33 protein-coding genes are annotated in these 24,061 nt (G+C 45.0%); 32 read left to right on the plus strand and 1 reads right to left on the minus strand.

What is annotated here, in order from left to right:
* The first annotated feature begins 3 nt into the window (after window positions 1-3).
* The 3 genes from OO184_RS21900 to OO184_RS21910 are packed head-to-tail and all read left to right on the plus strand — an operon-like array spanning window position 4 to window position 1,141.
* Window positions 4-288 (plus strand): phage holin, lambda family, encoded by a 285-nt coding sequence (locus OO184_RS21900; protein ID WP_265381013.1) that lies wholly within the window; start codon window positions 4-6, stop codon window positions 286-288.
* Window positions 281-682: a structural protein gene (locus OO184_RS21905; protein WP_265381014.1), complete on the plus strand. Its 402-nt coding sequence runs from the start codon at window positions 281-283 to the stop codon at window positions 680-682. Before OO184_RS21900 ends, OO184_RS21905 begins: the two co-directional genes overlap by 8 nt.
* Before the next feature lie 9 nt (window positions 683-691).
* A complete protein-coding gene (locus OO184_RS21910) occupies window positions 692-1,141 on the plus strand; it encodes a lysis protein (RefSeq protein ID WP_265380985.1) in 450 nt (149 codons plus the stop codon).
* A 274-nt stretch (window positions 1,142-1,415) separates the two neighbouring features.
* On the opposite strand, the gene OO184_RS21915 is transcribed toward OO184_RS21910, so the two are convergent.
* Entirely contained in the window at window positions 1,416-1,826 is a 411-nt protein-coding gene (locus OO184_RS21915) for a hypothetical protein (RefSeq protein WP_265380986.1), read from the minus strand.
* A gap of 57 nt (window positions 1,827-1,883) precedes the next feature.
* Between OO184_RS21915 and OO184_RS21920 the strand changes: the two genes are divergently transcribed.
* The 29 genes from OO184_RS21920 to OO184_RS22060 form a co-directional block, all read left to right on the plus strand.
* Window positions 1,884-2,063 carry a hypothetical protein gene (locus OO184_RS21920; RefSeq protein WP_265380987.1) on the plus strand — a complete coding sequence of 60 codons (180 nt, stop codon included), beginning with the start codon at window positions 1,884-1,886 and terminating at the stop codon, window positions 2,061-2,063.
* Between the two features lie 15 nt (window positions 2,064-2,078).
* On the plus strand, window positions 2,079-2,723 hold the full coding sequence (locus OO184_RS21925; protein ID WP_265380988.1) for a hypothetical protein: 645 nt from the start codon (window positions 2,079-2,081) through the stop codon (window positions 2,721-2,723).
* A gap of 174 nt (window positions 2,724-2,897) precedes the next feature.
* Window positions 2,898-3,473 (plus strand): RNA polymerase subunit sigma-70, encoded by a 576-nt coding sequence (locus tag OO184_RS21930; protein WP_265380989.1) that lies wholly within the window; start codon window positions 2,898-2,900, stop codon window positions 3,471-3,473.
* Window positions 3,448-5,424 carry a phage terminase large subunit family protein gene (locus OO184_RS21935; protein WP_265380990.1) on the plus strand — a complete coding sequence of 659 codons (1,977 nt, stop codon included), beginning with the start codon at window positions 3,448-3,450 and terminating at the stop codon, window positions 5,422-5,424. The genes OO184_RS21930 and OO184_RS21935 overlap by 26 nt, the downstream gene beginning before the upstream one ends.
* Before the next feature lie 24 nt (window positions 5,425-5,448).
* Window positions 5,449-5,712, plus strand: coding sequence for a gpW family head-tail joining protein (gene gpW / locus OO184_RS21940; protein ID WP_088372881.1), 264 nt, complete (start codon window positions 5,449-5,451; stop codon window positions 5,710-5,712).
* A gap of 1 nt (window position 5,713) precedes the next feature.
* Window positions 5,714-7,354 (plus strand): phage portal protein, encoded by a 1,641-nt coding sequence (locus OO184_RS21945; protein ID WP_265380991.1) that lies wholly within the window; start codon window positions 5,714-5,716, stop codon window positions 7,352-7,354.
* Entirely contained in the window at window positions 7,354-8,205 is an 852-nt protein-coding gene (locus OO184_RS21950; protein WP_265380992.1) for a S49 family peptidase, read from the plus strand. The genes OO184_RS21945 and OO184_RS21950 overlap by 1 nt, the downstream gene beginning before the upstream one ends.
* A gap of 3 nt (window positions 8,206-8,208) precedes the next feature.
* The gene (locus OO184_RS21955; protein WP_265380993.1) at window positions 8,209-8,808 is read left to right on the plus strand and encodes a hypothetical protein; all 600 of its coding nucleotides are present in this window, start codon (window positions 8,209-8,211) and stop codon (window positions 8,806-8,808) included.
* Window positions 8,808-9,209 (plus strand): head decoration protein, encoded by a 402-nt coding sequence (locus OO184_RS21960; RefSeq protein ID WP_265380994.1) that lies wholly within the window; start codon window positions 8,808-8,810, stop codon window positions 9,207-9,209. Before OO184_RS21955 ends, OO184_RS21960 begins: the two co-directional genes overlap by 1 nt.
* A 103-nt stretch (window positions 9,210-9,312) precedes the next feature.
* On the plus strand, window positions 9,313-10,371 hold the full coding sequence (locus tag OO184_RS21965) for a major capsid protein (RefSeq protein WP_265380995.1): 1,059 nt from the start codon (window positions 9,313-9,315) through the stop codon (window positions 10,369-10,371).
* A 1-nt stretch (window position 10,372) separates the two neighbouring features.
* Window positions 10,373-10,747: a hypothetical protein gene (locus OO184_RS21970; protein ID WP_265380996.1), complete on the plus strand. Its 375-nt coding sequence runs from the start codon at window positions 10,373-10,375 to the stop codon at window positions 10,745-10,747.
* Between the two features lie 2 nt (window positions 10,748-10,749).
* Window positions 10,750-11,097 carry a head-tail joining protein gene (locus OO184_RS21975; RefSeq protein ID WP_265381015.1) on the plus strand — a complete coding sequence of 116 codons (348 nt, stop codon included), beginning with the start codon at window positions 10,750-10,752 and terminating at the stop codon, window positions 11,095-11,097.
* The gene (locus tag OO184_RS21980) at window positions 11,094-11,639 is read left to right on the plus strand and encodes an ATP-binding protein (RefSeq protein WP_265380997.1); all 546 of its coding nucleotides are present in this window, start codon (window positions 11,094-11,096) and stop codon (window positions 11,637-11,639) included. The genes OO184_RS21975 and OO184_RS21980 overlap by 4 nt, the downstream gene beginning before the upstream one ends.
* Window positions 11,640-11,642: 3 nt before the next feature.
* Window positions 11,643-11,828 (plus strand): DUF2635 domain-containing protein, encoded by a 186-nt coding sequence (locus OO184_RS21985; RefSeq protein WP_265380998.1) that lies wholly within the window; start codon window positions 11,643-11,645, stop codon window positions 11,826-11,828.
* Entirely contained in the window at window positions 11,828-13,330 is a 1,503-nt protein-coding gene (locus OO184_RS21990; protein ID WP_265380999.1) for a phage tail sheath subtilisin-like domain-containing protein, read from the plus strand. The genes OO184_RS21985 and OO184_RS21990 overlap by 1 nt, the downstream gene beginning before the upstream one ends.
* Window positions 13,331-13,342: 12 nt before the next feature.
* On the plus strand, window positions 13,343-13,711 hold the full coding sequence (locus OO184_RS21995; RefSeq protein WP_265381000.1) for a phage tail tube protein: 369 nt from the start codon (window positions 13,343-13,345) through the stop codon (window positions 13,709-13,711).
* Between the two features lie 14 nt (window positions 13,712-13,725).
* A complete protein-coding gene (locus OO184_RS22000) occupies window positions 13,726-14,019 on the plus strand; it encodes a phage tail assembly protein (RefSeq protein WP_265381001.1) in 294 nt (97 codons plus the stop codon).
* Window positions 14,020-14,133: 114 nt separating this feature from the next.
* Window positions 14,134-16,041: a hypothetical protein gene (locus OO184_RS22005; protein WP_265381002.1), complete on the plus strand. Its 1,908-nt coding sequence runs from the start codon at window positions 14,134-14,136 to the stop codon at window positions 16,039-16,041.
* 91 nt (window positions 16,042-16,132) lie between these two features.
* Window positions 16,133-16,714, plus strand: coding sequence for a hypothetical protein (locus tag OO184_RS22010; protein WP_265381003.1), 582 nt, complete (start codon window positions 16,133-16,135; stop codon window positions 16,712-16,714).
* Between the two features lie 322 nt (window positions 16,715-17,036).
* Entirely contained in the window at window positions 17,037-17,447 is a 411-nt protein-coding gene (locus OO184_RS22015) for a hypothetical protein (RefSeq protein WP_265381004.1), read from the plus strand.
* Complete coding sequence (locus OO184_RS22020; RefSeq protein WP_265381005.1) at window positions 17,437-17,865, plus strand: helix-turn-helix domain-containing protein; 429 nt, start codon at window positions 17,437-17,439, stop codon at window positions 17,863-17,865. Before OO184_RS22015 ends, OO184_RS22020 begins: the two co-directional genes overlap by 11 nt.
* Complete coding sequence (locus tag OO184_RS22025; RefSeq protein WP_265381006.1) at window positions 17,865-18,341, plus strand: hypothetical protein; 477 nt, start codon at window positions 17,865-17,867, stop codon at window positions 18,339-18,341. The genes OO184_RS22020 and OO184_RS22025 overlap by 1 nt, the downstream gene beginning before the upstream one ends.
* A gap of 32 nt (window positions 18,342-18,373) precedes the next feature.
* A complete protein-coding gene (locus OO184_RS22030) occupies window positions 18,374-19,840 on the plus strand; it encodes a DNA circularization protein (RefSeq protein ID WP_265381007.1) in 1,467 nt (488 codons plus the stop codon).
* Window positions 19,837-20,913: a phage baseplate assembly protein gene (locus OO184_RS22035; RefSeq protein WP_265381008.1), complete on the plus strand. Its 1,077-nt coding sequence runs from the start codon at window positions 19,837-19,839 to the stop codon at window positions 20,911-20,913. The genes OO184_RS22030 and OO184_RS22035 overlap by 4 nt, the downstream gene beginning before the upstream one ends.
* Complete coding sequence (locus OO184_RS22040) at window positions 20,913-21,497, plus strand: phage baseplate assembly protein domain-containing protein (RefSeq protein WP_265381016.1); 585 nt, start codon at window positions 20,913-20,915, stop codon at window positions 21,495-21,497. Before OO184_RS22035 ends, OO184_RS22040 begins: the two co-directional genes overlap by 1 nt.
* A complete protein-coding gene (locus tag OO184_RS22045; RefSeq protein ID WP_265381009.1) occupies window positions 21,494-21,940 on the plus strand; it encodes a phage GP46 family protein in 447 nt (148 codons plus the stop codon). Before OO184_RS22040 ends, OO184_RS22045 begins: the two co-directional genes overlap by 4 nt.
* Window positions 21,930-23,069, plus strand: a complete 1,140-nt coding sequence (locus OO184_RS22050; protein ID WP_265381010.1) for a baseplate J/gp47 family protein — start codon at window positions 21,930-21,932, stop codon at window positions 23,067-23,069. Before OO184_RS22045 ends, OO184_RS22050 begins: the two co-directional genes overlap by 11 nt.
* Window positions 23,066-23,662 carry a YmfQ family protein gene (locus tag OO184_RS22055; protein ID WP_265381011.1) on the plus strand — a complete coding sequence of 199 codons (597 nt, stop codon included), beginning with the start codon at window positions 23,066-23,068 and terminating at the stop codon, window positions 23,660-23,662. Before OO184_RS22050 ends, OO184_RS22055 begins: the two co-directional genes overlap by 4 nt.
* A gap of 50 nt (window positions 23,663-23,712) precedes the next feature.
* The coding region (locus OO184_RS22060) for a phage tail protein (RefSeq protein ID WP_265381012.1) at window positions 23,713-24,061 on the plus strand (349 nt) is incomplete at its 3' end.

Consider the following 24,061-nt stretch of genomic DNA (forward strand, 5'->3'; position numbering starts at 1 on the left):
TGGCTGCTATCAGTCAAAGAACAGGGTATAGGTGCGGCACTGGCCGGTTTAATGGCTTATCTCCGAGGTCGCTATAACGGCGGTAAGTTCTGGAAGACAATCATCGATGCAATGATGTGTGCGCTTATTGCGTGGTTCATTCGTGACTTGCTCGTCTTTCTAAATTTAAGTACTGATTTGGCATATATCGGCAGTGTCATTATTGGTTATTTGGGAACTGACTTTTTCGGCCAGTTAATGCGTGGAACTTTGCGTAATAAAGCGGGGGTATCTGATGCAAATCAGTAGAGGTATTCGCAATAACAACCCTGGCAACATTCGTTGGGGTGATGATTGGCAAGGCTTGGTACCGGAATCACAACGTACCGACCAATCTTTCTGTCAGTTTGTCAGCCCTGAATATGGTATTCGGGCAATGATTAAAATTTTGCATAATTACAATCGGAAACATGGCCTTAAAACAGTGAAAGGTATCATTTCACGATGGGCTCCCCATAATGAAAATAATACTGATTCCTATATTAACCACGTATGTAAGGACACGGAGGTGACTGGTGATCAGGTTGTTGATGTATTTAATAAGGTATTTATGACAAAGCTTATTAAGTCGGTTATTACCATGGAAAACGGTAGTCAACCTTATAGCAATGCGGTCATTGATAAAGCCTTTTCACTTTTGTAGAGCGATATTATGAAGTTTAACTCTCATGGTTATACTGTTATTGCACTAGCGCTTGTCTCGCTTCTGGCTTACCACTATTACGGTAAGTATACCAAACAGCTTGATACGACAGTTAAGCTACAGAGTGAGCTGCTGGAGCAGCAGAATGAAATCGTTAATCAGCAGGAGCGGATAAAGCTCCTGTCTGAACTGGATGTTAAACATACTCAGGAACTTGCTCATGCGAAATCTGAAATTGATGTTCTTCGCAATGATGTTGCCGCTGGTCGTCGCCGGTTGCGCATCGCGGCTACATGTCCAAAGAGTAAAGCCGGCTCCTCCGGCAGCGTGGGCCATGCAGCCACCCCACGACTTAACCCGGCAACTGAACAAGATTATTTCGATCTGCGACGAATGATTGTTGAGAACGAGCAGCAAACGAAATACTTGCAAGACTATATCAAAACTCAGTGTCAATAATAGATGAAGAGTAACTAATTCAGAGCATTCTACTGCAAGAGTGCTCGATAGTAGCCATTTTATAAAATTCTACAAAAGGTGCCTCCATAGTGACTTTGACAGAGTTTTGTATAAGTTTATCATGCCGGTGGTCTCAGTTTTCCCCGGTGTTATATTTTAAGACGTAGCATAAAGTTCTAATTCCAACTGTTTCCAAACTGGAAAGGGTTAGAGCTGGAAGAACCAGCTCTCAAAGATGATATTAGAGGTGTCGATGGTCAAATGTGATTACTCATTATTGGATATGGTTGTATTTTAAGTCTTTGCAATTGGCAATCGAAACAGGCATAGATGGGGACGATATTGATTCTATTATTATTTCAATTCGATCTCCTCGCAATAGTGTTAACCGAGTATCATTGCCCATCCAATAGAAATCTTTATAAAATTTAGCTTTTCCATTGGAGATATATCCTCCTTTTGTCCTCATGACATATGTAGGTGATGGAATATTGTTTTTAACCGTTGGCGCTATTTCAAGATATTGATGATCGTTTTCTTTGTATATAGTAATCGCTTGGTATTTACTATCATCGGCCTTATCAAGTTCATCCCATATACAGAGCATAGTAAAAGATACATCTTTAGTGGCAAATGCAAATGTTGACGCTAATAGTAATAGTGCGCATAAATATATTTTCTTCATGTTTATCCTTTAGTTGACTATAAGCAATTAAAGCCATCTTAATATAAAGGGAAAATTATGACACAAGATGAACAAACAATACTGATGTTTCGAGGGTTAATTGCCTCGCTGTCAGAGCAGCAACAAAAAAACATTCGCGAATGCGAGAAGGTAATGCGTAAGATGCTGGCTGATTACCCGGAAGAGGCTATTTTTGCACTTGGATTAATTGGTGCGGAGTTGCAGTTATCTATTTAACTTAAGGTCAATAAAATGGCAGGATTAAAAGAACTGTCTAACAAGCTGACTCAAATAAAGAAGCAAGTCCCGTTTGCTACCGCGCAGGCATTAACAAAAGTCGCTCGACAGATTGAACAAGCTGAAAAGAAAGCGATAGAGCGTAAGCTGGATAACCCAACGCCATTTACTGTTAAGTCTGTTGGCTCGGTTGGTGCTCGTAAGAATAATCTCACGGCTAAAGTGTTCGTGCGTGATATTGCCGCGAGCTATCTGACACCATTTGAAGTCGGTGGGGTACATAAACTTAATAGCAGTGCGTTATTAAATCCAAAGGATATTAAGTTAAATAAATATGGCAACTTACCCCGTAATAAGCTCCAGCAGTTAAAAGCCAAGCCTGACACATTCATTGGTGAGATAGACGGGATAAATGGGGTATGGAAACGCAAGAAAGCTAAAAAAGGGAAGAAAGGTAAGAAGCGGTTAAAGCGTTCTCCAAACGGCACACGTCGAGAAAGGCAGAAGCAGCCAATGCCTAAGTTGCTTATCCGCTTCGGTGATGCTCTGCCAGTTGCACCGATTTTAGGCTATCAGGAACGTGCTATGAAAATGGCTGATGCATTAATGCCGCAAGCTATCAGTCAAGCTTTAGATGACGCAATACGAACGGCTAAATAGTAACTGGTTTTGATGGTAAATTAGTAATTCTGGACTCATCATCAAGATATTAAATGATATTAATTCTCATCTAGATGAAATGGGTCCTTACTAAGTGATTGATATTTTAGGGGCATTGCGCGCCCCGATGTTTCACTAGCTATAAGTCTTTGAAATTTAGGTAACAGGTGATAAATGAATCAGTCAGAATTTGCCAAATTGCACGGTGTCAGCCGTAAGACAGTGACTCAATGGAAAGCTCGCGGCTGGCTGGTTCTTGACGGTGACGATATCAATGTTGAAGCATCTAATGCCAATGTCGAACGCTATCGAAAATCTGTTACCCGGCCCGATAAAAAAAACACAGGTAACAAACAGGGTAACAAGTCAGGTAACAACTCTCAAGGTAACAGTTCTGGCGCAGAGTCACCGACAAAAATTGTTGAGCGGATGATCGCTGAAAAAGGCGCAACAATGACATTCGACGAAGCCCGGACGTTGAAAGAAAACTTTCTCGCGTTGCTTACTCAATTAGAGTACCAAATTAAATCCGGCCAGGTGCTGCCGTATAAAGACATGATTGAAGCGGTGGGACAAGAATATTCAAGAATGCGCACTCGTCTGATTGCTATTGCTCCTGAACACGGACCTCGTTTGCGTGTGCTGGCTTCTACTGCTAATGATACGGAGTTTGTTCAAGCGTTACAGGAGGTGGTTTACGAGGCGATGGAGGAATTAAGCCTTGATGATAACAATAGAGGAGAAAGCTAATACCTCCGCCTGGCAGAACTTCACGCAAGATTTATATAAGCGTCGCCCTGACATCCGCCCTCCCGAACCACTTTCATTAAGTGCATGGGCTAACAAATACGCCGTACTGTCAAAAGAAACCAGCGCCCAAACGGGCCGTTTTCGTTCGTTCGCGTATCAAGATGGCATGATGGATGCCATTACAGACCCGGCTGTTACCTACGTATCTGTCATGAAATCGGCGCGTGTCGGGTATACAAAAATACTGGATCACGTTGTCGGTTATTATCTGGCACATGATCCCTCTCCAATACTGGTTGTTCAGCCGCGCGTTGAGGATGCGGAGGACTACAGTAAAACCGAGATTGCGCCGATGCTGCGTGACACCCCGGTGTTAGCAGAGATATCTGGTGACCCGAAAGCCAAGAGCAGTAATCAGACCATCTTGAAAAAAACGTTTTTGAATGGTGCTAATTTGACTCTTGTAGGAGCTAACAGTCCTGGGGGATTTCGTCGTATTACTTGCCGAATCATCTTGTTTGATGAAGTGGATGGGTACCCGTCTGGCGGTGCCGGTGTCGAAGGGGATCAGATAGCACTGGGTACAAAGCGCTCTGAAACATTCTGGAACCGAAAGATTGTATTGGGTTCAACCCCTACGGTAAAAGGCACTAGCCGTATTGAGAAATCTTTTGGTGATAGTGACCAGCGTTACTATTACGTTCCGTGCCCGCATTGTAATGAATATCAAGTATTAGAGTGGGGCGGCCCGGATACCCCTTACGGGATTAAGTGGGACAAAGACGAACACGGGGAAGGGATACCGGAATCCGCTTATTACGTTTGTCGTCATAACGGTTGTGTGATCCATCACAACGAAAAAGCCGGCATGATAAAACGCGGAGAATGGCGGTCAACGAAGCCGTTTAAAGGTCATGCCGGGTTTCATATCTGGGCGGGTTACAGTCTGTTCCCTAACGCAGCGTGGAAATACTTAGTTGCTGAATGGTTGCGGGTAAAAAATGACCCCTTGATGCGTCAGACATTTATCAACCTCGTTTTAGGTGAACCCTACGAAGATAGGGGAGAGAAAGCGCTCAGTGAAAAGCGCCTGCTTGAGCGTTGCGAAGTGTTCGCTGCTGAGGTACCGGATGGCGTAGCTGTTTTGACTGCGGGTATTGATACCCAAGATGACAGATTCGAAATTGAAATTATCGGCTGGGGAAGGAATGAGGAAAGCTGGTCTATTGCTTATGATGTTATTGAAGGTGATCTTGAAACCGATGAACCGTGGAAACGCTTAGATCACTATCTTAAACAGGTCTGGCGCCGGGCTGATGGCCGTGGTTTTACGATTATGGCGGCATGCATGGATTCTGGCGGCCACCATACCCAAAAAGTCTACGAATTTTCGAAAGCCAGAATAGGGCGCCGGATATGGGCAATTAAAGGGGAATCGGCACGAGGTGGTAAACGCTCCCCAGTCTGGCCGACAAAGAAACCGACATCCCGCACTAAGTCGAGTTTCAAGCCTATTATTCTTGGCGTCAATGCGGCTAAGGATACGATCCGCGGGAGATTACATATCAATCCACCGCTACCCGGCGAGGCCGCGGCCAGTTATATGCATTTCCCGGCAGACAGGGACCTGAATTATTTCAGTCAGCTTCTGGCCGAGCGTTCTGTATTAAAAGAATCAGGCGGACAACGGTTTCGTGTCTGGGAACAATTACCGGGCCGCGCTAATGAAGCGCTGGACTGCCGGGTTTATGGTTATGCGGCCTTGTGTGGTTTGCTGCATATGGGATTAAAGCTGAATGCACTAGTCACAAGCATTACGACCAATCCGGGTAGACTATTACCGCCGCCAGTAGAGCCAGAAGAAAAACCCAGTTTGCAATATCCCGGCGTTATTATTCAGGAACCGGAAAAGCCGAAACGGAAACGTATATCCCAACTTTTGCCGTCTTAACCCTCCGCTATCTCAAGGATATTTATGTTTAACAGAAACACGAGTTTATTAGCTGGTGCGATGACGCGTGAGCAACTTAAAGATGCACTTGCGAAAGCCCAACAAGCTTATATCGATCTGGCGACGGGAAGCAGAGGTGTGTCTTTTTCTTACACACAGGGAGACGGCACGCGGTCAGTTTCTTATCAACAAAGCTCGCTAGCGGATTTACTGGCGCTGATCCAACTGTTGCAAGCCCAGCTGGGCATTGTCTCCCGGCCGCGTCGTCCAATAAGGCTTAGGTATTGATATGAGTGAAATACGAATTTTAGGACCGAACGGACAGCCGTTACCACCTTCTCGCCCGAAAATGTCTATGCTTGTCGGTGGTGGTCGTGTTCCGTATGACGCCGCCGACACATTCAGCGATCAGCTTGCAAACTGGCAGCCGGCGCTGTGGTCGCCAGACAACGAAATCAATATTTATCGTGACCGAATTGTGTCGCGTGTCCGTGATTTAGCACGAAATGACGGCTGGGCCAGCGGCACGATAACACGTGTTCTTGATAATGCCATCGGCGCTAATTTCCGGCCAATCATTAAGCCTGATTATCGGATGCTGGCGTTGATGACCGGTAATCAAAAATTTGATGCAACATGGGCTGACGAGTACGGAAAAGTTGTAGAAGCTCACTGGCGTAGTTGGGCCAATGATCCCGGTCGTTATTGTGACGTTGAGCGTAAGCAAACTGTTTCACAAATGTTGCGCTTGGGCTTCCGGCATAAGCTGTTAGATGGTGATGCGCTTGCGGTGCTGCAATATCGAACAGACAGATTAGGCTTAGGCAAGGGGCGTTATGCTACGACAATTCAAATTGTGGACCCTGACCGATTGAGTAATCCCCAACAGAATTTCGACATGCCGCACATAAGAGGCGGTGTAGAGATAGACGATGACGGCGCTCCTGTGTTTTATCATATTCGGGAAGCTCACATTGGAGATTGGTGGAGTGGTGCAAAAACGATGACGTGGGAGCGTATACCGCGTGAAACACAGTGGGGACGCCCTCATGTAGTTCATGACTTTGACCATGAGCGCGGAGCACAGCACCGTGGCAACGGCATTCTAACCCCGGTGGTTCAGCGTCTGAAAATGCTCATTAAGTATGACCAGAGCGAACTTGAAGCTGCAATTCTAAATGCGATATTCGGCGCTTATATTGAGTCCCCGTATGATCCGGCTCTTGTTGAAGCGGCTTTGGGTGAAAGCGAAGACGAGAATTTGGGCGCTTACCAACAAGGACGCGTTGAGTTTCATAATGACAGGCGCTTGTCTTTGCAAAACGGGGCACGCATCCCGATTATGTATCCCGGTGAGAAAATCACGACAGTTAACGCAGCACGTCCGCATAGCAACTTTGAAGGCTTTGAAAGTGCCGCGTTACGTAATATCGCCGCAGCAACGGGACTTTCTACGCAACAAGTGACGCAAGACTGGTCGGATGTGAACTACAGTTCAGCGCGTTCTGCCATGCTGGAAGCATGGAAGACGCTGACACGTCGCCGCGCTGATTTCTCAATCGGCTTTGCTCAACCCATTTTGACCGCTTTTATTGAAGAAATTCACGATACAGAAGATTTACCGTTACCGGCTGGTTCCCCTGATTTTCTTGAAGCGCGGGCGGCTTATTGTCGCGCTCAATGGATGGGGCCGGGCCGTGGGTGGGTAGATCCTGTTGCGGAGAAAAAAGGCGCAATTCTTGGGATGGATGCAGGTTTATCCACTTTAGAAATGGAAGCCGCAGAAAATGCCGGTGAAGACTGGGAGGAGATGCTCGATCAGCGTAAACGTGAACTCGACGCATTCAAAGAACGTGGTTTGACTCCGCCGAGCTGGGCGCAACTGGATGTTCCCGCAGGTAAAACCATTCAAGATCCGAAGGTAGAATAATGAATTTACCCCATTTGGCCCAACGGCTATTTAATACCCCACTGGCACTACATCCGTGTAAAGCCGAAGTCGTGATGGCCGCGTTAACTGACCGATTCGGTATCACGCGGATTAACGCTATGGGGGCATGGGAAGATGATGACGACAGCTTCTCACGTCCCCGAAACGATGCAGGTTATGACGTAGTGGAAGGGATTGCGGTTATCCCAATTCAAGGCACACTGGTACAAAAGCTCAATTCTTTGCGTCCATACAGCGGCATGACGGGATACGATGGCATCAGGCAATCCTTTCTGACTGCACTGTATGATCCCGAAGTGATAGGAATTTGTCTGGATATTGATTCACCGGGCGGCGAAGTGGCGGGCTGTTTTGATTTGGTGGACGAGATTTATTCAGCAAGAGGAATAAAGCCTATTCACGCTATTTTGACAGAAAACGCATATTCCGCTGCTTATGCACTAGCAAGTGCAGCCGACAAAATCTATGTTCCCCGGACTGGCGGTGTAGGTTCAATCGGCGTGATAGTCATTCATTGTGACTGGTCACAACGGATCAAAGAGGACGGTCTGCAAGTAACTATCATCACATACGGAGACCGGAAAGCTGAAAGTAACCCATACATCAAATTGTCTGAACAAGCCCGCGCAGCGATTCAAGATGACGTAGACACGATGGGAAAGCTGTTTGTGAGCACAGTTGCCCGCAACCGGGGCATTTCTGAAAAAACTATTCGTGGCACTCAAGCAGCCTGTTTTTTAGCCGCTGAGGGTGTTGGACTGGGATTAGCTGACGAGGTTATCACGCCCGATGCTGCATTCCGAAAATTACTGAGAGAATCAGGAGCTTAATACATGGCTAAGTTGAATTTCGCCCATCTTTTGGGTATCAAAAAATCAGCATCAGAAGATGATGATGACAAAGAAAAAAGCAAAAAAGCGAAATCCCGTCGTGCCGAAGAAGAGGACCGCGACGAAGAAGACGCCGAAGATGAGGATGACGACACTAAAGCAGAGGATGATGATCCCGATGCCGAAGATGACGACGACCAAGATGATAAGGATAAATCATCTAAAAAAGGGAAAAAGGCTAAGTCTCGTCGGGCCGAAGATGACGACGATGATGAAAATGCCGAAGAGGATGACGATAAAGAAAAAGGCCGCCGCGCTGAACAGAAACGCTGTGCCGCTATTTTCGGCAGTAAACACGCAGCAAATCGCCCCGACATGGCCGCACATCTAGCGTTCAATACTCGCATGTCGGCACGTGAAGCTATCAGCACTTTAGCCGCAATGGGCGTTTCAGCCCCGCGTCGCGCTTCGTTAGATGAGCGCATGCAACAATCCCAACAAGTCAGACTGGGGCCTGATGCTCGTCAACCTGCGCGTGGTTCCGTTGAAGCCCTTGTTGCTAATGCGACCAGTCTCTATAACTCAGTGAAAGGTAAAAAATAATGGAACAAATCGGACAAAACCCATTCGCGCCGGGCATGACATCGACGATGTTCAACCCTGATCAGTTGGTCTCTGGCCCGCTTCAAATTGTGACTGACACGGTGACCATAGCTAAGGTAGGGAAATTGAGGAGGGGGACGGTTTTAGGGCTTATCACCGAATTAAAAGAGTATGCCTTGAGTGTTAAGACATCGAAAGATGGTAGAGAGAAACCTATTGCTATTCTCGCTGATGATGTTGATACAACAACCGAATCAAAATTGTGTGGTGTGTATCTGCTTGGCGAGTTTAACCAGCATAAGCTCATTTTTGATACAAGCTGGACACTTGAAGATCTGAAAATCGCGCTACGTCCTTCGGCTATTTTCATCCGCGACAGCATTCAGGCACCCGTCGCTTAATTCCTGCTTAACTGCGCTTGATGCCATTTACCCGGCAGGGATGCGCTCGTTTTAAATTCAGTCTGGCAGCTCTGGCTGTCAGCATTGCATATAGAGAAATTGCATGAGTGATAATATTAGCATTTACGATACTAACGTATTAGTGCAAGTCGTCCCTAATCTAATGACTAGCCAAAATTTTCTATTAGATCGATTTTTTCCCAATGTAGTAACGGAGGATACAGAGAAGGTATCAATTGATGTTGATGTTGGTAAACGCAGGATGGCACCGTTCGTGTCGCCACTGGTTGAAGGGAAGCTGGTTGAAAGCCGTCAATACCAGACAAACACATTCAAACCCGCTTATATCAAAGATAAGCGAGCCCCAGACTTACGTAAACCGATTCGTCGTCAAATTGGGGAACGCATTGGCGGTGAGTACACAGCGGCTGAACGTGAAATGCTGAATCTGCAATTCGAGATGTCAGATCAAATCGACATGATTAACCGGCGATTAGAATGGATGGCAGCTAACGCTTTGGTCAAATCACAAATTACCGTTGTTGGTGAAGGCTTCCCCGCAACAGTCATTGATTTCGGCCGTTCATCTAGCCTGACTATTACATTAAGTGGTTCTGATAAGTGGCCGCTAAAAGTTGCAGCAGGGGCAACAAACACGCAGCCGTCTGATGATATTGAAGCCTGGCAAACGTTAATTCTGAAAGAGTCCGGCGTAGTACCCACTGATTTGGTTTTTACAACATCATCGTGGAAAGCATTTCGGTTAGATACCAGCATTAAAGATACTGCGATAACTTTTCCATTGTTGAACCCATTCGGCAATCAGGTGAATATCGGTCCAACAGTTCAAAAAGGAGGGGTATTTAAAGGAATTTGGGGCAACTTTAATCTCTGGTTATACAACGACTGGTTTATTGATCCTGTTGATAATATTGAAAAACCAATTTTGCCGGATGGTGCGGTTGTCATGTCAGGTGCGGATTTGATGGGAACGCGTGCATTTGGTGCGATTCTTGATCCCACTTTCAACTACGGACCTTTGGCCTATGCGCCAAAAAGCTGGTTAAACCCCGATCCGGCTCAGCGTTATTTATTAATGCAATCCGCGCCGTTGGCTATCCCAAGCCGGGTTAATGCTTCGTTATGTGCGACGGTGGTGTGATATGGCGAAGAACAAACAGCAAGAAAACGAACTGGGCGGCTTGCCGCCCGAACTTATGGTGGACGGCCAAGAGTTGCCAGCTTATCAGGTAGAAACGGCGGAAGAAGATTCTACTGTTCCCGATACAGATAAGCAAAATGATGATGATCAAGGTGAGGATGAGGCAATCGTTGTTGTTGTGCTGAAAGGTCAAACAGTTAAGCATAACAGCAAAGAATACAATGAGTTTGTGCAACTTACTCTAAGTAAAGAGGATGCTAATCATTTGATTGAGCTGGGGGTTGTGGCTGACGTTAATAAGCTGAGAAAACAGGCACTTATTCAAAGCCCGACTGTTACAGTCGATGACGGCGTTAAAATCAGTCACGAGGCTTGATGATGGGAATAAATTGGGATCAGCATTTACTTGCGCCGCTGCATGGGGTGTTCGGAGACCTGGTTGAATATAAGCCATCGAGCGGAAAACCCTACTTTATAAATGGTATCTTTGACCGGGCGTACACTCAGACAGTCGAATCATTAGATGACACTAGCACTATTAATACAACATCCCCAGTTCTGGGTGTGCGGGATATTGAATTTCAGGCGACCCCGAAAAAAGGTGATCGGGTATTCGTTAGTATCGTTGGCGGTGTTCCGGTCAATACTTTGTTTGCCGTGGCAGATGTTCAGCCTGATAGTCACGGTGGAACTAAACTCATTCTGAACAGGACGGGTAAATCATGAATGCGGCAGGTATTCGGGCGTTAGTCATTGACTCGCTCAAACACAAGACCGATGCAGAAGCGCGGGTTTACTCTCCGCGAGACTGGTCAACAACAGAAGATATGTATCCGGTCATTCTTGTACAAACTCCAATCGACGTTAAAAACTCGCTTGGTCGTAACGCACCCCAGTTTAACACTGTCACTACTGTGCGTATTACTGGCAGGTTGCAGGAGCTTGACAGCGAAGCGGAAGACGATGGCGCGGCTAAAGCCGAGGAATCTCTCGAACGGTTGCGCGAACAGATAGAGCGAGCGGTAATTAACAGTTATGAGCTCACTCGTCAGACTCAGCAATTTGTTCAGGTTCGTTCAACGATTGATATTGATGCCAGTGGCGAGGGACATACAGCACAATTGCTGCTTGAACTGGATATTGAATACTATCAGGGGCCAGAGGATTTCTATGAAGTTGAAGCGGGCCAGCTCGACGAGATAGACGTCACAATCGCTATGCCTGACGGCACCCCCGAACCTCATTTTCGAATTAATTCTCAGGAGTAACCCATGTTTGTAAAACCTGTTGTCGGGAGGCGTGTACGCGATCCCGTAAAGGGTGTCTTTTTGCCCGAATCCGGCGCGGAAGTACCGAATAATATTTTTTGGCATCGTCGAGTAAAAGACGGTGACGTTGAAATATGTCAGCCTGATGCCGAAAAAGCGGTTAAAAAGGCCGTCAAGGAGAATGAATAATGGCAGTACCATTTTCACGTGTACCGAATAATATTCGTGCACCCCTGTTTTATGTCGAGTTCGACAACTCAATGGCGAACAGTGCTATCGCAACACAACGTACATTGATCATCGGTCAGATGCTGAGTACCTCGACAGAAAAAGCTAATGTGCCCGCTCGCGTCTCCTCCGCTGCTCAAGTAGCTAGTTTGTACGGCAATGGTTCACTGTTACACAGCATGTCATCGGCGTATTTTGCTAACGATCATGCGGGTGAAACGTGGGTGTTGCCCCTGCAAGATGCTGACAGCACAGTAGCCGCTAAAGGCAGTGTAAAAATATCCAGTCCAGCGACGGATACCGGAGTGATTTCACTGTATATCGGCGGTCAACGTGTGCAAGTCACTGTAGTTGCAACAGACAAAGCCGAGGCAGTGGCTACGGCATTAGCGGCGGCGATAAATCAGAGAGTAGTATTACCAGTGACAGCTACCGTTGCTTATGACGCGGCTGACACCGTGACGTTAACAGCGAAAAATAAATGTGCTGCGGGTAACAGCATAGATTTGCGGCTGAATTACCGGGGGCAGGCAGGCGGTGAGGCGACTCCTGCGGGTATGGATTTGAAAATCACTCAGATGGCAGGCGGAGCGGGTGCACCGGAGCTTAAAGACGCGTTGTCTAGTCTGAAAGATCGCTCGTTTGACTTCATCGTCAATCCGTATACTGATACGGCATCACTGGATGATATGAAAGCGTTCTTGTCTGATAACGGCGGGCGCTGGTCGTGGGAACAACAGTTATACGGACACTCATTCGGCGCTGTCAGCGGTACCTACGGAGAACTGGCAAGCTTTGGTGAGCAGCGCAACTATCAGCATGAAACGTTACTTGGCGTAACAAAGTCTCCGACACCTAATTATGTTTGGGCCGCTGCTTTGACTGGGGCAATCGCACAAAGTCTACGCAATGACCCCGGCAGGCCATTACAGACATTACCGATTAGTGGTGTGCTGGCCCCGGCATCAGATGACCAGCTTGATCTGATTGAGCGTAACAACTTGCTGCATAGCGGGATTTCCAGCTTTACAGTCGCTGATGACAGCACGGTACAAGTCGAGAACGTCATTACGACATATCAGAAAAATAGTTTTGGTGATAATGACGACAGCTATTTGCAAGTTGAAACCCTGTACTTGCTGATGTACGTCACGCGCCATATTCGCACTCAAATTACAAGCAAATTTGCGCGGATGAAGTTAGTGAAAAATGGTACACGCTTTGCGCCGGGTTCGGCAATCGTAACCCCCAACGTCATCCGTGCTGAGTTAATCGCTCAGTATAAAACACTGGAATATAACGGCTATGTGCAGGATTCAAAAAGCTTTGCAAGCGGGCTGATTGTTGAAGTCAATGCGCAGAACCCAAATCGCGTAGATGTGTTGTGGACGGGGACGCTCATCAATCAGTTGCGTGTTTTTGCACTACTCAATCAGTTCCGCTTACAACCCGCAGCAGCATAATGAGGGAATGAAATGGCAAATACATCAAACAGGCTCGCGGGTACCGCTTATGTCACAGTTGACGGAATATCGATCATGGTTGCGGGGGATTTCACCTGGAGTCCCTCAACAGTGACTCGTGAAACGCTTACAGGCATGGACTATGTACACGGCTACAAAGAGAAACCGCAAGCGGGCTTTATCTCATGCAAAGTCCGTGACAGTGGCGGGACCACGGTAGCGGATTTCAATAATCAGACGAACGTTACTATCGTTGCTGAGATAGCAAACGGCAAGACAATCATCGGTGAGGGCATGTGGACTGTTAACACACAAGAAGTCAACAGCGAAGATGCCACGTTTGAAGTCCGTTGGGAAGGCACTTCGGTAACAGAAAATTAATTTGGAGAATCAACATGTTAGAAACAACGAAAACTATCGTATTAAATACCCCGATCGAGAGCAACGACGGTAAAATCCGCTACGAGCAGATTGATTTGAAAGAACCGGTGTTGATTCAAGTTGAACAGTTTTATGAAGCGCAGAACAAATCAAATCATTCAATTGCCGCTATGCGATTGTTAATTTCTCTGGTATCCGGCGTTCCTGAGTCAGTGTTGAAAAAAATGGCGATCAGTGATTTTCACAAATGTCAGGAGTTTATTTTAGGTTTTTTGGACTCGAAGCGCTCAGCGGCTGGCAGCAATTAGCCGCAGATGTGACATTTTACTACAAGTGGGGGCCACGTGATGCGTGGTCTCTAACGAGAACTCGGCTTGAATGGTGGGCTGAACAAGCCAATCGGATGAATAAGGAGCGAACGAATGGCTAACGCTTTTGATTTTGAGCTAAACGCTGATGAGAACGTCACGAAAGCTATCGATGAAATTAATGCTAGGCTGAACAGTCTCAATCCCAACCTCACAAAGACTAAAGAGGGGCTGAAATTCGGTGGTTCTGAGGCTTCTGATGGCGTAGCTAACATCGGCACGAAGTTACGCGATATGTCACGTTACGCCAAAGATAATGTGCAACATATTGGCGACATGGTACCCCCTCTCAAAAATTTTGGTGAACTGGCAACGAAATATATGGGGATGGGGGCGAAAATTGGCGGTGTAGGAATGGCCGCATATGGCATATCGAAAGGCTTTCAGCTAATGAACGATATGGGAAAAGAAGCCTATGATTTTGATGTCGCAGCTAAAAACTCAGCAATGAATGTTCCTGATTTCACTCGAATAGCCGGTGCAATGCGATACATAGGTGTTAGTGCTGATGATGCTAAAAAATCAGTGGAAAGCTTTTATGGAGTTTTAAATCATCCACTACAGGGAAGAAGGGAAGAAGCTAGAGCTCAATTAACAGGTATGGGGGTTCCTCTCTATGAAAATGAGCACGGCACGATTGATGTATACAAGACTTTCCCGGAAGTCGTCAAGGCTATGCAGAAATATCCGTCTGATGTTCAAAATACTATTGCTGAAAAAATCGGTTTGGATGAACACGGGTTGGCCTTGGCACGTAAAGGACCAGAAATATATCAAGAACTATTGAGCAAGGCTGATCGAGATGGGTTAACTAGGTCACAGGCCGATAATGATAAATTAAATCAATATAACGATAAAAAGAATGATTTGGATGCCCGCATTGAAGGAATAACGAATCGAGCTAAAATTGCGTTTGCTAATTTTGCATTAGGGGATGGTTATGATTACATGAAGGAACAGGCAGAAAAGCGGGAAGCTTATTCCGATACTCTTTATAGTGGTTATAAAAAAGGTGATTTACGCGACAGGGCATTAAACGATGTCAAATTCATGAAAAGTCTTTCATTTGGAGAAAGATATTCTTTACAGTGGGGTGAACCTGATAAAGATTTAGAGAAAAAGATTAATGATCGATTTGGTGCAGAATGGGAAAAGGAAAAGCGTAAACGTGATGCTGATAAAATAAAAGATGATATCCCCCAACCCCAAAAAGTCCCAGAACCGGCGAAAATAGAACCTCCAAAATATCCCGACCCTTACGGAAAACCGGTAAAAGATTCATTCGGCTTGAGAATTAAAAATCCGGGAAATGTGCGTGACGCTCCAAACGGCATTGGATATGTACAAGGGAAAAGTGGAACATTTGTTAAGTTTGGAAATAACCACGATGGACTTTCTGCATTAGCCCGTCAGTTAATGCTGAACGGTGACAGGGGGAAGAATACTGTTAATAGCACAATTAGCACCTATTCACCTCCTGGTGGTGTGGATAGAAATGATACTCAAGCATACATCAATTTCGTATCAAAAGAGACAGGCTTTCTTCCTAATCAACAATTAGATATGCATGACCCTAAGGTACTTGAAAATCTAATGGTAGCTATGATCAAACAAGAAAATCATGGTCAACAACCGTTTAGCCAAAAACAGATTACAGATGCAATAACTGCCGCTATCTTTGACCCAAAATGGCAGGGTTTGCGTGACAGATATTATCTGAATCAACAACGCATGATAAATCAACCCGCATTGCCTGAATCGGATAAGCGCCCTCCCTCTATCTTTGCAAATCAAGCAAATAATAGCGAGCTTGCTCAGAATATAGCCGACGCGATTCAATCGGCAATTGGTGAAAACAAACTCCAGGTAGAAATCACGATTGTCAGCAATAATACTGGGGAACGGCAGCAATTTAATGCAAAAACTGGGGGGCGGGTAACAACATCTATGCAGTATCCGTGATCACCTCTTAATGCTGTTTAACAGTTTAATCTTGAATTTATGATGAACTTGATTGATGCTTGCTCAGTTCAATTAAATGAAGAGGTTGGTAATGAAAAGGTTTGGTTATTTTCTGTTGATCCTTGGTTTGATATGGCTTCTTGTGGCTTTTAATATGGAAACAACCGTACCATCGGACTATGGAAGTGGCAGGGTTAGCAATATTGGTATGATTGCATCGCAGCATAATCATGTTTTTTTCGGAGCGTTTGTCACATTTTGTGGGTTTATGATGCTTTTGTTCGGGAGATCATCAAGTGATGCAATATGTTCTTATTGCGCTGAATTCGTCAATAAAAATGCTATCAAGTGTAAACATTGTGGTAGTGATATTCGAACCACGAATTCAGCTAAGGCCCTTGCTCGCACGTTGGTATTAAATTCAGAATATTTGAAGAAAGCTGAAAACTATCATCATTACGATTTTGTTGATAAAGATTCTAACATTCTGAAACAAAAAGTGGTTGATTTTTGTTCTCTATGCTTATCATACATTGATGAAGTGGAGTGTAAAGGAGGTGATGGAGATGCTGCGGAGCGTAAGGTAGCATCAATGGTTGCCGACATTACAACTCACTTAACGGAAGAGCAGGCAAAGAAATTTAAAAAGATTTGCGAATTTCATCTTCCTTGAGATAGCTAGCCCCGCTACGGGCCTTTCGCGCACCACCGCACAGTCAGGCAGAACCCCATTCATAAAAACGACTTTTTAAGCATAGAAAACCGCTGGTAGCCGCCGTAAGCCAAGGATGGTCTAATTTAGTTTAAGTGTGTTTTTATTTGTCTGATAGATTAAAAAATGTAACAATGATCAAATGTTAGTCAGATTAAGAACGCCCTGTGCGAGGGGATCTGATGAATGGCATTTTGAGATTAATGTCATGTGAAAGAAGCTACACAATAATTCACGTTGACATAAAAATAAAGTTAACATATATATTAACTATGAGCTAAGGATGATGATGGAAGACGAGGGGAAGCTAGAGCCTGTATACAATGGCTCAAAGTTTACAGTAATCCACTGCGTTGGTGCCGTTGAAAGCTTTTACGAATCAGCCAAAAGCTTGGTTAAGCAAAAGGCGAGAAACATGGAAATGCAGATAGTCCTTCAAATAAAACGCCTTGCGGATGGCAAAAGAATGGCTTCTGATACTTTGGTTAGCGAAGGCAACCTTCCATCTAATAAAAAATTTTATGCTCTTAAAAGAATCCCGATAAGGGGTTATCTGTGGTATTCAGAGGCTAAAAGTGGCGTTTGTTTTATCAGCCACTATATATACAAAGATTACCAAAAATTAAACAAATCTAACATCCGCAAGATCCACTCTAACTGGAGAAGAATCGAGGAGGATGGACATGAAAAATGATCACGTTTTTAACAACGAAAAAATGTTGTTTGCGCAAGAAGAACTTGTTTTTAACGTAACGGAAGATGTTTTGCTTGCTATGGAAGATAAATCCATTAAAAAATCTGAGCTGGCTGATAAACTTGGAAAAACAAAATCATACGTTTCTCAGGTTCTTAGTGGCTCAAGAAACATGACACTCAGAACGTTATCAGACATCTGTTTTGTTTTGGGTGCAAAGCCAAATATAACAATTACTCTAGATGGCAGAGATGTTTCCTTACCTATTGATAAAAAACAAAAAAGCGGCCAGCTTTCATGGCGTAATGATGATAATTGTATAGGTATTTTTCCTGGGAAGAAAAAAAACAGAAAAATTTCTCAAGCGGATACAATAGAACTAACATCAGCACATCTTAGCTATGAGGATGCAGCATAATGAATGCCGAACTCATTAATGCTCAAAACAAATTACATGTTGTTAATGTCAATATCCGGGAGTCAAGTTTTAAGCTTTCCGAAGAAGCTCACTCTTCCTTTGTATTCTCAGAATTGTTCAATGAAGATCACAAGACCCAGTCCTACGGCGACGTATCAAGAATAAAGGTTTTCCTTTCCGAGGAAGACAACAGGCTATGTTATATATTTGAGTACTCTGTAGGGATAAGATTGCTGAAAGTGGACCCATCAAGCAGCGAAGGATCAGAGTCCGAAGATGTTACTGTTGGAATAGAGGCGGTTTTTGATGCCACTTATCTATCTGAAACTAAACTTACAAACGACGAGTTAAAGGCATTTTCTGAAAATAATGTCGCTTTTAACGTTTGGCCGTATTGGAGAGAATACGTTCAATCGACATGTAACAGAATGGGAATACCTCAGATAAACATTCCGCTATATAAGATAAGGAAGTAACCCCTTTCAAAGCCACTTTACCGGTGGCTTTTTTGTCGCATCCACACGCGCCGCTTAATTGCGGTTTTTTTGTATCTAAAGTAACCGCAGGTGGTGATATGCCATTGATTAAAGACGCCATTTCATCATTTTTGGGGAAAGATGATGCTTGGAAATGGTCGGAGCATTTGCATCCGGCATCATTCCGGGGCGTACCGTTTGCTGTAGTGTCCGGTGAAAGTGTTTTCGGCAGACGGCAAGCAGTACATGAATACCCTTATCGTGATACGGCATGGATTGAAGACTTAGGGCGCAGTAGTCGAAAAATCACTCTTCGTGGTTTTATCATTCAAGACAGTAAAGTGTATTCCGCGCCGGATGTGATCACACAGCGTAATAATTTGGTAGCAGCGTGTGAAGAAGGGGCGAACGGCACACTAATACATCCCACGCTTGGAGAGTTAACTGTCAGCGTCACTGAATCGGGCTTACGTGTAAATGAGAGTGCCGATAATGGCCGGGTGTTTGAGTTCACGCTGACTGTGATTGAGTCTGGCCTGAAAGTCTTTGCCATCACAAATAGCACTGCGGCAGACAGTAAAGTGAATACAAATTGGCTCAGAACAGCCACAACGACAGCCACTAAATTTATTTCAATGGTAAAAGGCGAGATCCGCACTGTCACGCAAGCCGTTAAAACTATAAAGCAGACCATTAATTTTTGGGAAAACATGGTGAAATCGTCAATTGATGAGGTGACAAATCTCAGTGACATGTTGAATTCCACGTTCGGTAGCAAACGTTACGGCCGTTACAGCCGAGGTAAAATCGGCGGTTCGGTGTCCGGGGCAACCGGCGTTGTACTGAGAAACAATGACAGTGAAAACTATAAAAATGTAGTCAATGAAAAAATGGCCGGGGCTGTGATGGGGCGAGAAGCAATATCAAAAGCCCTCTCGCAACTCAACAATGCTAACTCGATTGAGGGGTTGGCTGGTGGGGTGCAGTTAGTTATCAATGTGATCATTAATGCAACGGGCAGTACAGCAGAGAAAGTTCGGGTATTTGAAAATCTTGCAAGCTTTAAAAATACGCAATATCAGCAAAGTAGTTTTGACAGGGACGTAGCGGAAGCCACTACATTGTTACTCGTTGTTCTGTCATCTGGAGCGATGGCGAAAACAGCAAGTGAACTTATTCCCGCTAATCGTGACGAAGCCGCAACAATTCAGCGGCGTGTTTGCGAGTCTCTTGATAACGCGATCATTAAAGCCGGCGATTTAGCGGCTGATGATGTTTTCCAGGCTCTTGTTCAGCTACGTTATGAATTTGTTGAAAGTTTCTCACTGAAAGACGCTAAGGGAAGATTAACCCAGTTTAATTTACCTTCTGTATTACCCGTACTGAATATTGCTAACCGAATTTATCAAGATGCCGCTCGCAGTGATGAGCTTGTGCAAGCAGTTTCCCCCATTCACCCGGCATTTATGCCAGTCAAATTTAAGGCGCTGAAACAATGAAAAATGATGAGCTTTCACTAGTAATCGGCGGGAGACGTATCTTTGGGTGGGACAGCGTGAGGGTGACAAGGGGTATCGAACGATTACCCTCTGACTTTGATTTGATGCTGATGGATTACTATCCCGGCAATGATGAGAAACAACTCGTAGAGCCGGGTGAAAAGTGTGAGGTATTTTTGGGGGATGACAGAGTTGTAACGGGCTATATCGATAGCTGGAACCCGTCTATTTCCAAGAATAAGCATGAGATAAAAGTATCAGGCCGGGGTAAGTGTCAGGATTTAGTAGATTGTTCAGCAAAGTGGCCGAACAACGTTATCAGTCAAGCTACCCCGTTACAGATTGCTCAAAAATTAGCACAATGGTATGACATTCAAGTGACCTCTGATGTTGATGATATGCCAGCTGTCCCTCAGTTCACACTGAACTGGGGCGAGTCATCACAAGAAGTGATTGATCGCGTTACTCGTTTTGCAGCATTACTTTACTACGACTTGCCTGACGGTAACTTAATTATGACGCGGGTAGGCACCGAGCTAGCGGCTAGTGGGGTTGAACAAGGGAAGAACGTCGAAACATCAGATTATAATAGTTCAATGAATGAACGGTTTTCTGAATACACCGGCCTGTCATTTGCTATAAGTGGGCTGAACGAAACAAGTAATGATAGTGGTTATGATGTCGTCACATTGGCTACAGCGAGTGATCCAGAAGCGAAGAAAATGCGCTATCGGAATTATGTCACCATTATAGAAAGCACGCTCATATCAGCAAAGCGATCACAAGAATCTATTGACTGGGAAATGAACCGCAGATATGGGCGCTCGAAAGTACTGAAAGTGACGATTGATAGCTGGCGGGATAGCAGCGGTAAATTATGGCAGCCCAATACACTAATCCCTATTCACTTACCTATTTTTGGTCTTGAGAATGAGCAATGGCTGTTGTCAGAAGTCACTTATACACGCAACGGTGATAACGGCACACAAGCGCAATTAGTCTTAATGCCTCCAGCGGCTTTTGCGGTACAGCCGTATGAGTTTTATGCAATTTTGAGAGAGACGATCAGATGATGAATGATGCAATCAGAAAGTTATCTCGACGTGTTGAAATGATGTTGGGGCTCGGAAAAATTAAGACATCACGCGATAGCGGAAACATTCAAGTTGTTCAGTATCAGACGCCGATAGAAGTACGTGACAATACGGCGAGAATGGCTGAATTCGGCTTCTCGTCTGCATTGCCGCCTGGGACAGATGTTGTTATCGGTTATCTCGGCGGGGACCGTTCAAGCGCTGTAGTGATTGCAAGCAACAATAAAAAATATCGGCATAAGAATTTAAATCCCGGCGAAGTTGTGGTTTATAACCAGTGGGGCTTACATATTTTGCTGACAGAATCAGGGATCACTATTGAAGCAAAGGGCCAGCCCGTTACTGTGAATAACGCCACGCAGGTAACGATTAATGCAAGTGAGAGTGTGCTCTGCAATACGCCAATTTTAAAAGTCACAGGCGATATCGTTGATAACTGCAACAGTAATGCTTCAACAATGAAACAGTTGCGTGATTCGTATAATAATCACACACATAAAGTAGCCGGTGTTGAGTCAGGGGGTTCAACTGTGACGAGTCAGCAAACCGGGGAGCCTGTATGAGTGATATTACTTCGTACTGGGATGTGAACAAGATTCACGCGGATTGGTTGGCGGGGAACGGTGACTTAATCACGGGTAACGATTTACAGACTGCAATGATAGTCAGTCTGTTTACAGACAGACAGGCCCGGACTGATGATGAAATTGATGGAGTAGACCGGCGCGGCTGGTGGGGTGATGTTGGTACAGATTATCAAATCGGCTCTCGATTATGGCTGATACGTCGCCAAAAACTCACTACCGCGGTAGCGCTTAAGGCAGAAGACTATGCACGTGAGGCTCTTCAATGGATGTTAGATGATGGCGTTGTAGCTTCTGTAAACATCAACACTCAAATCGTTTATCCGAGTCGATTAAACATGCTCATTCGTTATCAGCGTCCCGGAAGAGAAAGCGAAGACCTGAGATTCTTTTGGGTATGGGAAAAAAATAATGCCATTTAAACGACAAACACTATCTGAACTACGTGAACAGAACCGCAGCTTTTTACAGTCTGAACTCAATGAACCAGGTCCTTTGCTGAGATTTTCTAATATGGGCGTTCTTGCTGATATGGACGCGGGAATGGCCCATTTACATTACGGCTATCTTGATTATATTGCGCTGCAAACTACGCCCTTTACTGCGACAGATGAGCATCTTGCAGGCTGGGGGGCAATGAAAAAGGTCTTTCGTAAGCCAGCTAACGCAGCGATTTGCAATGACTATTTATTTACCGGCGTTGAAGGGACGATTATCCCGGCAGGAACAATATTGAACCGTGGCGACGGTTATCAATACAAAACGCTTTATGATGTCCGCATAGCGCAAGATGGCGCTGCTAATGCATTAATAGCAGCAATTTTGCCGGATATTTCCGATGATGTTACTGGCGGAGGAAGCGCAGGCAATGCTGATGCAGGAACAGTGCTAACACTCGATCAGAGTATTGCGGGGGTGGATGTTCAGGGAAAAGCAGTAACGCCGATTATCGGCGGGGCTGACATTGAAGAGGAATCTGATTTTCGCTCACGGATTTTGCTTGCGTATCAAGGGCTACTGTCGGGTGGTTCTGATGATGACTATAAGCTGTGGGCCTTGTCCGTACCCGGAGTAACTCGTGTGTGGATTCGTCGCAGAGCAATGGGCGCAGGGACCGTTGGCATTTATATTATGTGTGATAACAACGGAAAAGGCGGCTTTCCAACCGGTACTGATGGATTTTCCAGCTTAGAAAATTACGGAACGGCAGCAACAGGGGATCAAGCGAGAGTTGCAGATTATATTTACCCGTTGCAGCCAGTCACTGCGCTAGTGTGGGTATGTTCTCCAATTCAGCGTAAAATTGATGTCACAATCAACGGCATATCTTATGTTAGTCGTGATGTGACGAATGCCATTGCCGCCGCTATTGATAATGTATTTTTTGAAAGTGGCAATCCAGACGGGACCGGGAGAGTGCTCATTTCCGAACTGCAATATGCGATTGCTGATGTGCCGGGAACTGCGGGATTTGTTATCACATCTCCGACAAGTAATATTAAACTCGGCATTGGGGAGTTACCATTACGCGGCGAGGTTATTTATACATGAGTCGATATAGCGTAGAAGACTATACATCAGCATTGAACGGATTGTTACCCGGTGGTTTGGCGTGGACTCGTCAGCACTCATCAGTTATGAATGCCATAACAAGAGCGATTGCACATTCATATTATCGAAGCGATCGGGATGCATGGGGATTAATTGAGGGGGCTTTCCCTGCAACTGCTACTATCATGTTGCCCGAATGGGAAAAGTCATTGGGTCTACCCGACGATTGCGGTATCGGAGAAGTTGATACTATTCCGCTCAGACAGAAAACCGTTGTTTCTCGATTATTAAGAGATGGCGGGCAGTCAAAAGAGTTTTTTATTAATCTGGCTGCAACAATGGGCTATACGATTACGATCACTGAATATCGCCAAGCAAGGGCGGGCCAGTCTCGTTGCGGGGAAGCCTTGAACGGTGAGGATTGGCCTTTTGTCTGGCGAATTAATGCCCCCAAAACTACTATTTTCTATGCTGTGGCTGGTGGGAGTTATTGCGGTGATCCATTACGTTCGTGGGGTAATAAACGACTTGAATGTCAATTTAACCGTCTTTGCCCGTCCCACACAATTTTGCAATTCGGTTACAGCAATTAAATAACCCTTTATTTATTATTTTCAAATCACATTTATTGTGAGGTTTTGTTATGCAAAAAATTGGTGATATTACAAATACCGCAGATAAGAACGATGAATTTACTAACGGCAATGTCGCCGCGGGTATTGCACCGACATTATTAGATGCCGGGTGGTTTAATACCGTTCAGCGTGAACTAATTAATGCAATATTAGGAGCGGGAATTAAATTAGACAGTAAAAATGACAGTCAGCTTTTTACTGCTATTAAAAAATTAATTGATAACAGCGCTGTTGAAATTCACGACGCCTCATTAACCCAAAAGGGAATAATTCAACTCACAGACAAAACAGGCAACAGTAATACACTGGCAGCCACTCAGAAGTTAGTTTCTGATGTAAATGATAATGCTAACAGCA

Source organism: Photorhabdus aballayi (assembly GCF_026153155.1).
In the GTDB taxonomy this organism is placed as follows: Bacteria; Pseudomonadota; Gammaproteobacteria; order Enterobacterales; family Enterobacteriaceae; genus Photorhabdus; species Photorhabdus luminescens.

Bases quoted from the DNA above. Each gene is read 5' to 3' on its own strand.
- OO184_RS21910 (WP_265380985.1), top strand. From the start codon at position 692: ATGAAGTTTAACTCTCATGGTTATACTGTTATTGCACTAGCGCTTGTC.
- OO184_RS21915 (WP_265380986.1), bottom strand. From the start codon at position 1,826: ATGAAGAAAATATATTTATGCGCACTATTACTATTAGCGTCAACATTT.
- OO184_RS21920 (WP_265380987.1), top strand. From the start codon at position 1,884: ATGACACAAGATGAACAAACAATACTGATGTTTCGAGGGTTAATTGCC.
- OO184_RS21925 (WP_265380988.1), top strand. From the start codon at position 2,079: ATGGCAGGATTAAAAGAACTGTCTAACAAGCTGACTCAAATAAAGAAG.
- OO184_RS21930 (WP_265380989.1), top strand. From the start codon at position 2,898: ATGAATCAGTCAGAATTTGCCAAATTGCACGGTGTCAGCCGTAAGACA.
- OO184_RS21935 (WP_265380990.1), top strand. From the start codon at position 3,448: ATGATAACAATAGAGGAGAAAGCTAATACCTCCGCCTGGCAGAACTTC.
- gpW (WP_088372881.1), top strand. From the start codon at position 5,449: ATGTTTAACAGAAACACGAGTTTATTAGCTGGTGCGATGACGCGTGAG.
- OO184_RS21945 (WP_265380991.1), top strand. From the start codon at position 5,714: ATGAGTGAAATACGAATTTTAGGACCGAACGGACAGCCGTTACCACCT.
- OO184_RS21950 (WP_265380992.1), top strand. From the start codon at position 7,354: ATGAATTTACCCCATTTGGCCCAACGGCTATTTAATACCCCACTGGCA.
- OO184_RS21955 (WP_265380993.1), top strand. From the start codon at position 8,209: ATGGCTAAGTTGAATTTCGCCCATCTTTTGGGTATCAAAAAATCAGCA.
- OO184_RS21960 (WP_265380994.1), top strand. From the start codon at position 8,808: ATGGAACAAATCGGACAAAACCCATTCGCGCCGGGCATGACATCGACG.
- OO184_RS21965 (WP_265380995.1), top strand. From the start codon at position 9,313: ATGAGTGATAATATTAGCATTTACGATACTAACGTATTAGTGCAAGTC.
- OO184_RS21970 (WP_265380996.1), top strand. From the start codon at position 10,373: ATGGCGAAGAACAAACAGCAAGAAAACGAACTGGGCGGCTTGCCGCCC.
- OO184_RS21975 (WP_265381015.1), top strand. From the start codon at position 10,750: ATGGGAATAAATTGGGATCAGCATTTACTTGCGCCGCTGCATGGGGTG.
- OO184_RS21980 (WP_265380997.1), top strand. From the start codon at position 11,094: ATGAATGCGGCAGGTATTCGGGCGTTAGTCATTGACTCGCTCAAACAC.
- OO184_RS21985 (WP_265380998.1), top strand. From the start codon at position 11,643: ATGTTTGTAAAACCTGTTGTCGGGAGGCGTGTACGCGATCCCGTAAAG.
- OO184_RS21990 (WP_265380999.1), top strand. From the start codon at position 11,828: ATGGCAGTACCATTTTCACGTGTACCGAATAATATTCGTGCACCCCTG.
- OO184_RS21995 (WP_265381000.1), top strand. From the start codon at position 13,343: ATGGCAAATACATCAAACAGGCTCGCGGGTACCGCTTATGTCACAGTT.
- OO184_RS22000 (WP_265381001.1), top strand. From the start codon at position 13,726: ATGTTAGAAACAACGAAAACTATCGTATTAAATACCCCGATCGAGAGC.
- OO184_RS22005 (WP_265381002.1), top strand. From the start codon at position 14,134: ATGGCTAACGCTTTTGATTTTGAGCTAAACGCTGATGAGAACGTCACG.
- OO184_RS22010 (WP_265381003.1), top strand. From the start codon at position 16,133: ATGAAAAGGTTTGGTTATTTTCTGTTGATCCTTGGTTTGATATGGCTT.
- OO184_RS22015 (WP_265381004.1), top strand. From the start codon at position 17,037: ATGATGATGGAAGACGAGGGGAAGCTAGAGCCTGTATACAATGGCTCA.
- OO184_RS22020 (WP_265381005.1), top strand. From the start codon at position 17,437: ATGAAAAATGATCACGTTTTTAACAACGAAAAAATGTTGTTTGCGCAA.
- OO184_RS22025 (WP_265381006.1), top strand. From the start codon at position 17,865: ATGAATGCCGAACTCATTAATGCTCAAAACAAATTACATGTTGTTAAT.
- OO184_RS22035 (WP_265381008.1), top strand. From the start codon at position 19,837: ATGAAAAATGATGAGCTTTCACTAGTAATCGGCGGGAGACGTATCTTT.
- OO184_RS22040 (WP_265381016.1), top strand. From the start codon at position 20,913: ATGAATGATGCAATCAGAAAGTTATCTCGACGTGTTGAAATGATGTTG.
- OO184_RS22045 (WP_265381009.1), top strand. From the start codon at position 21,494: ATGAGTGATATTACTTCGTACTGGGATGTGAACAAGATTCACGCGGAT.
- OO184_RS22050 (WP_265381010.1), top strand. From the start codon at position 21,930: ATGCCATTTAAACGACAAACACTATCTGAACTACGTGAACAGAACCGC.
- OO184_RS22055 (WP_265381011.1), top strand. From the start codon at position 23,066: ATGAGTCGATATAGCGTAGAAGACTATACATCAGCATTGAACGGATTG.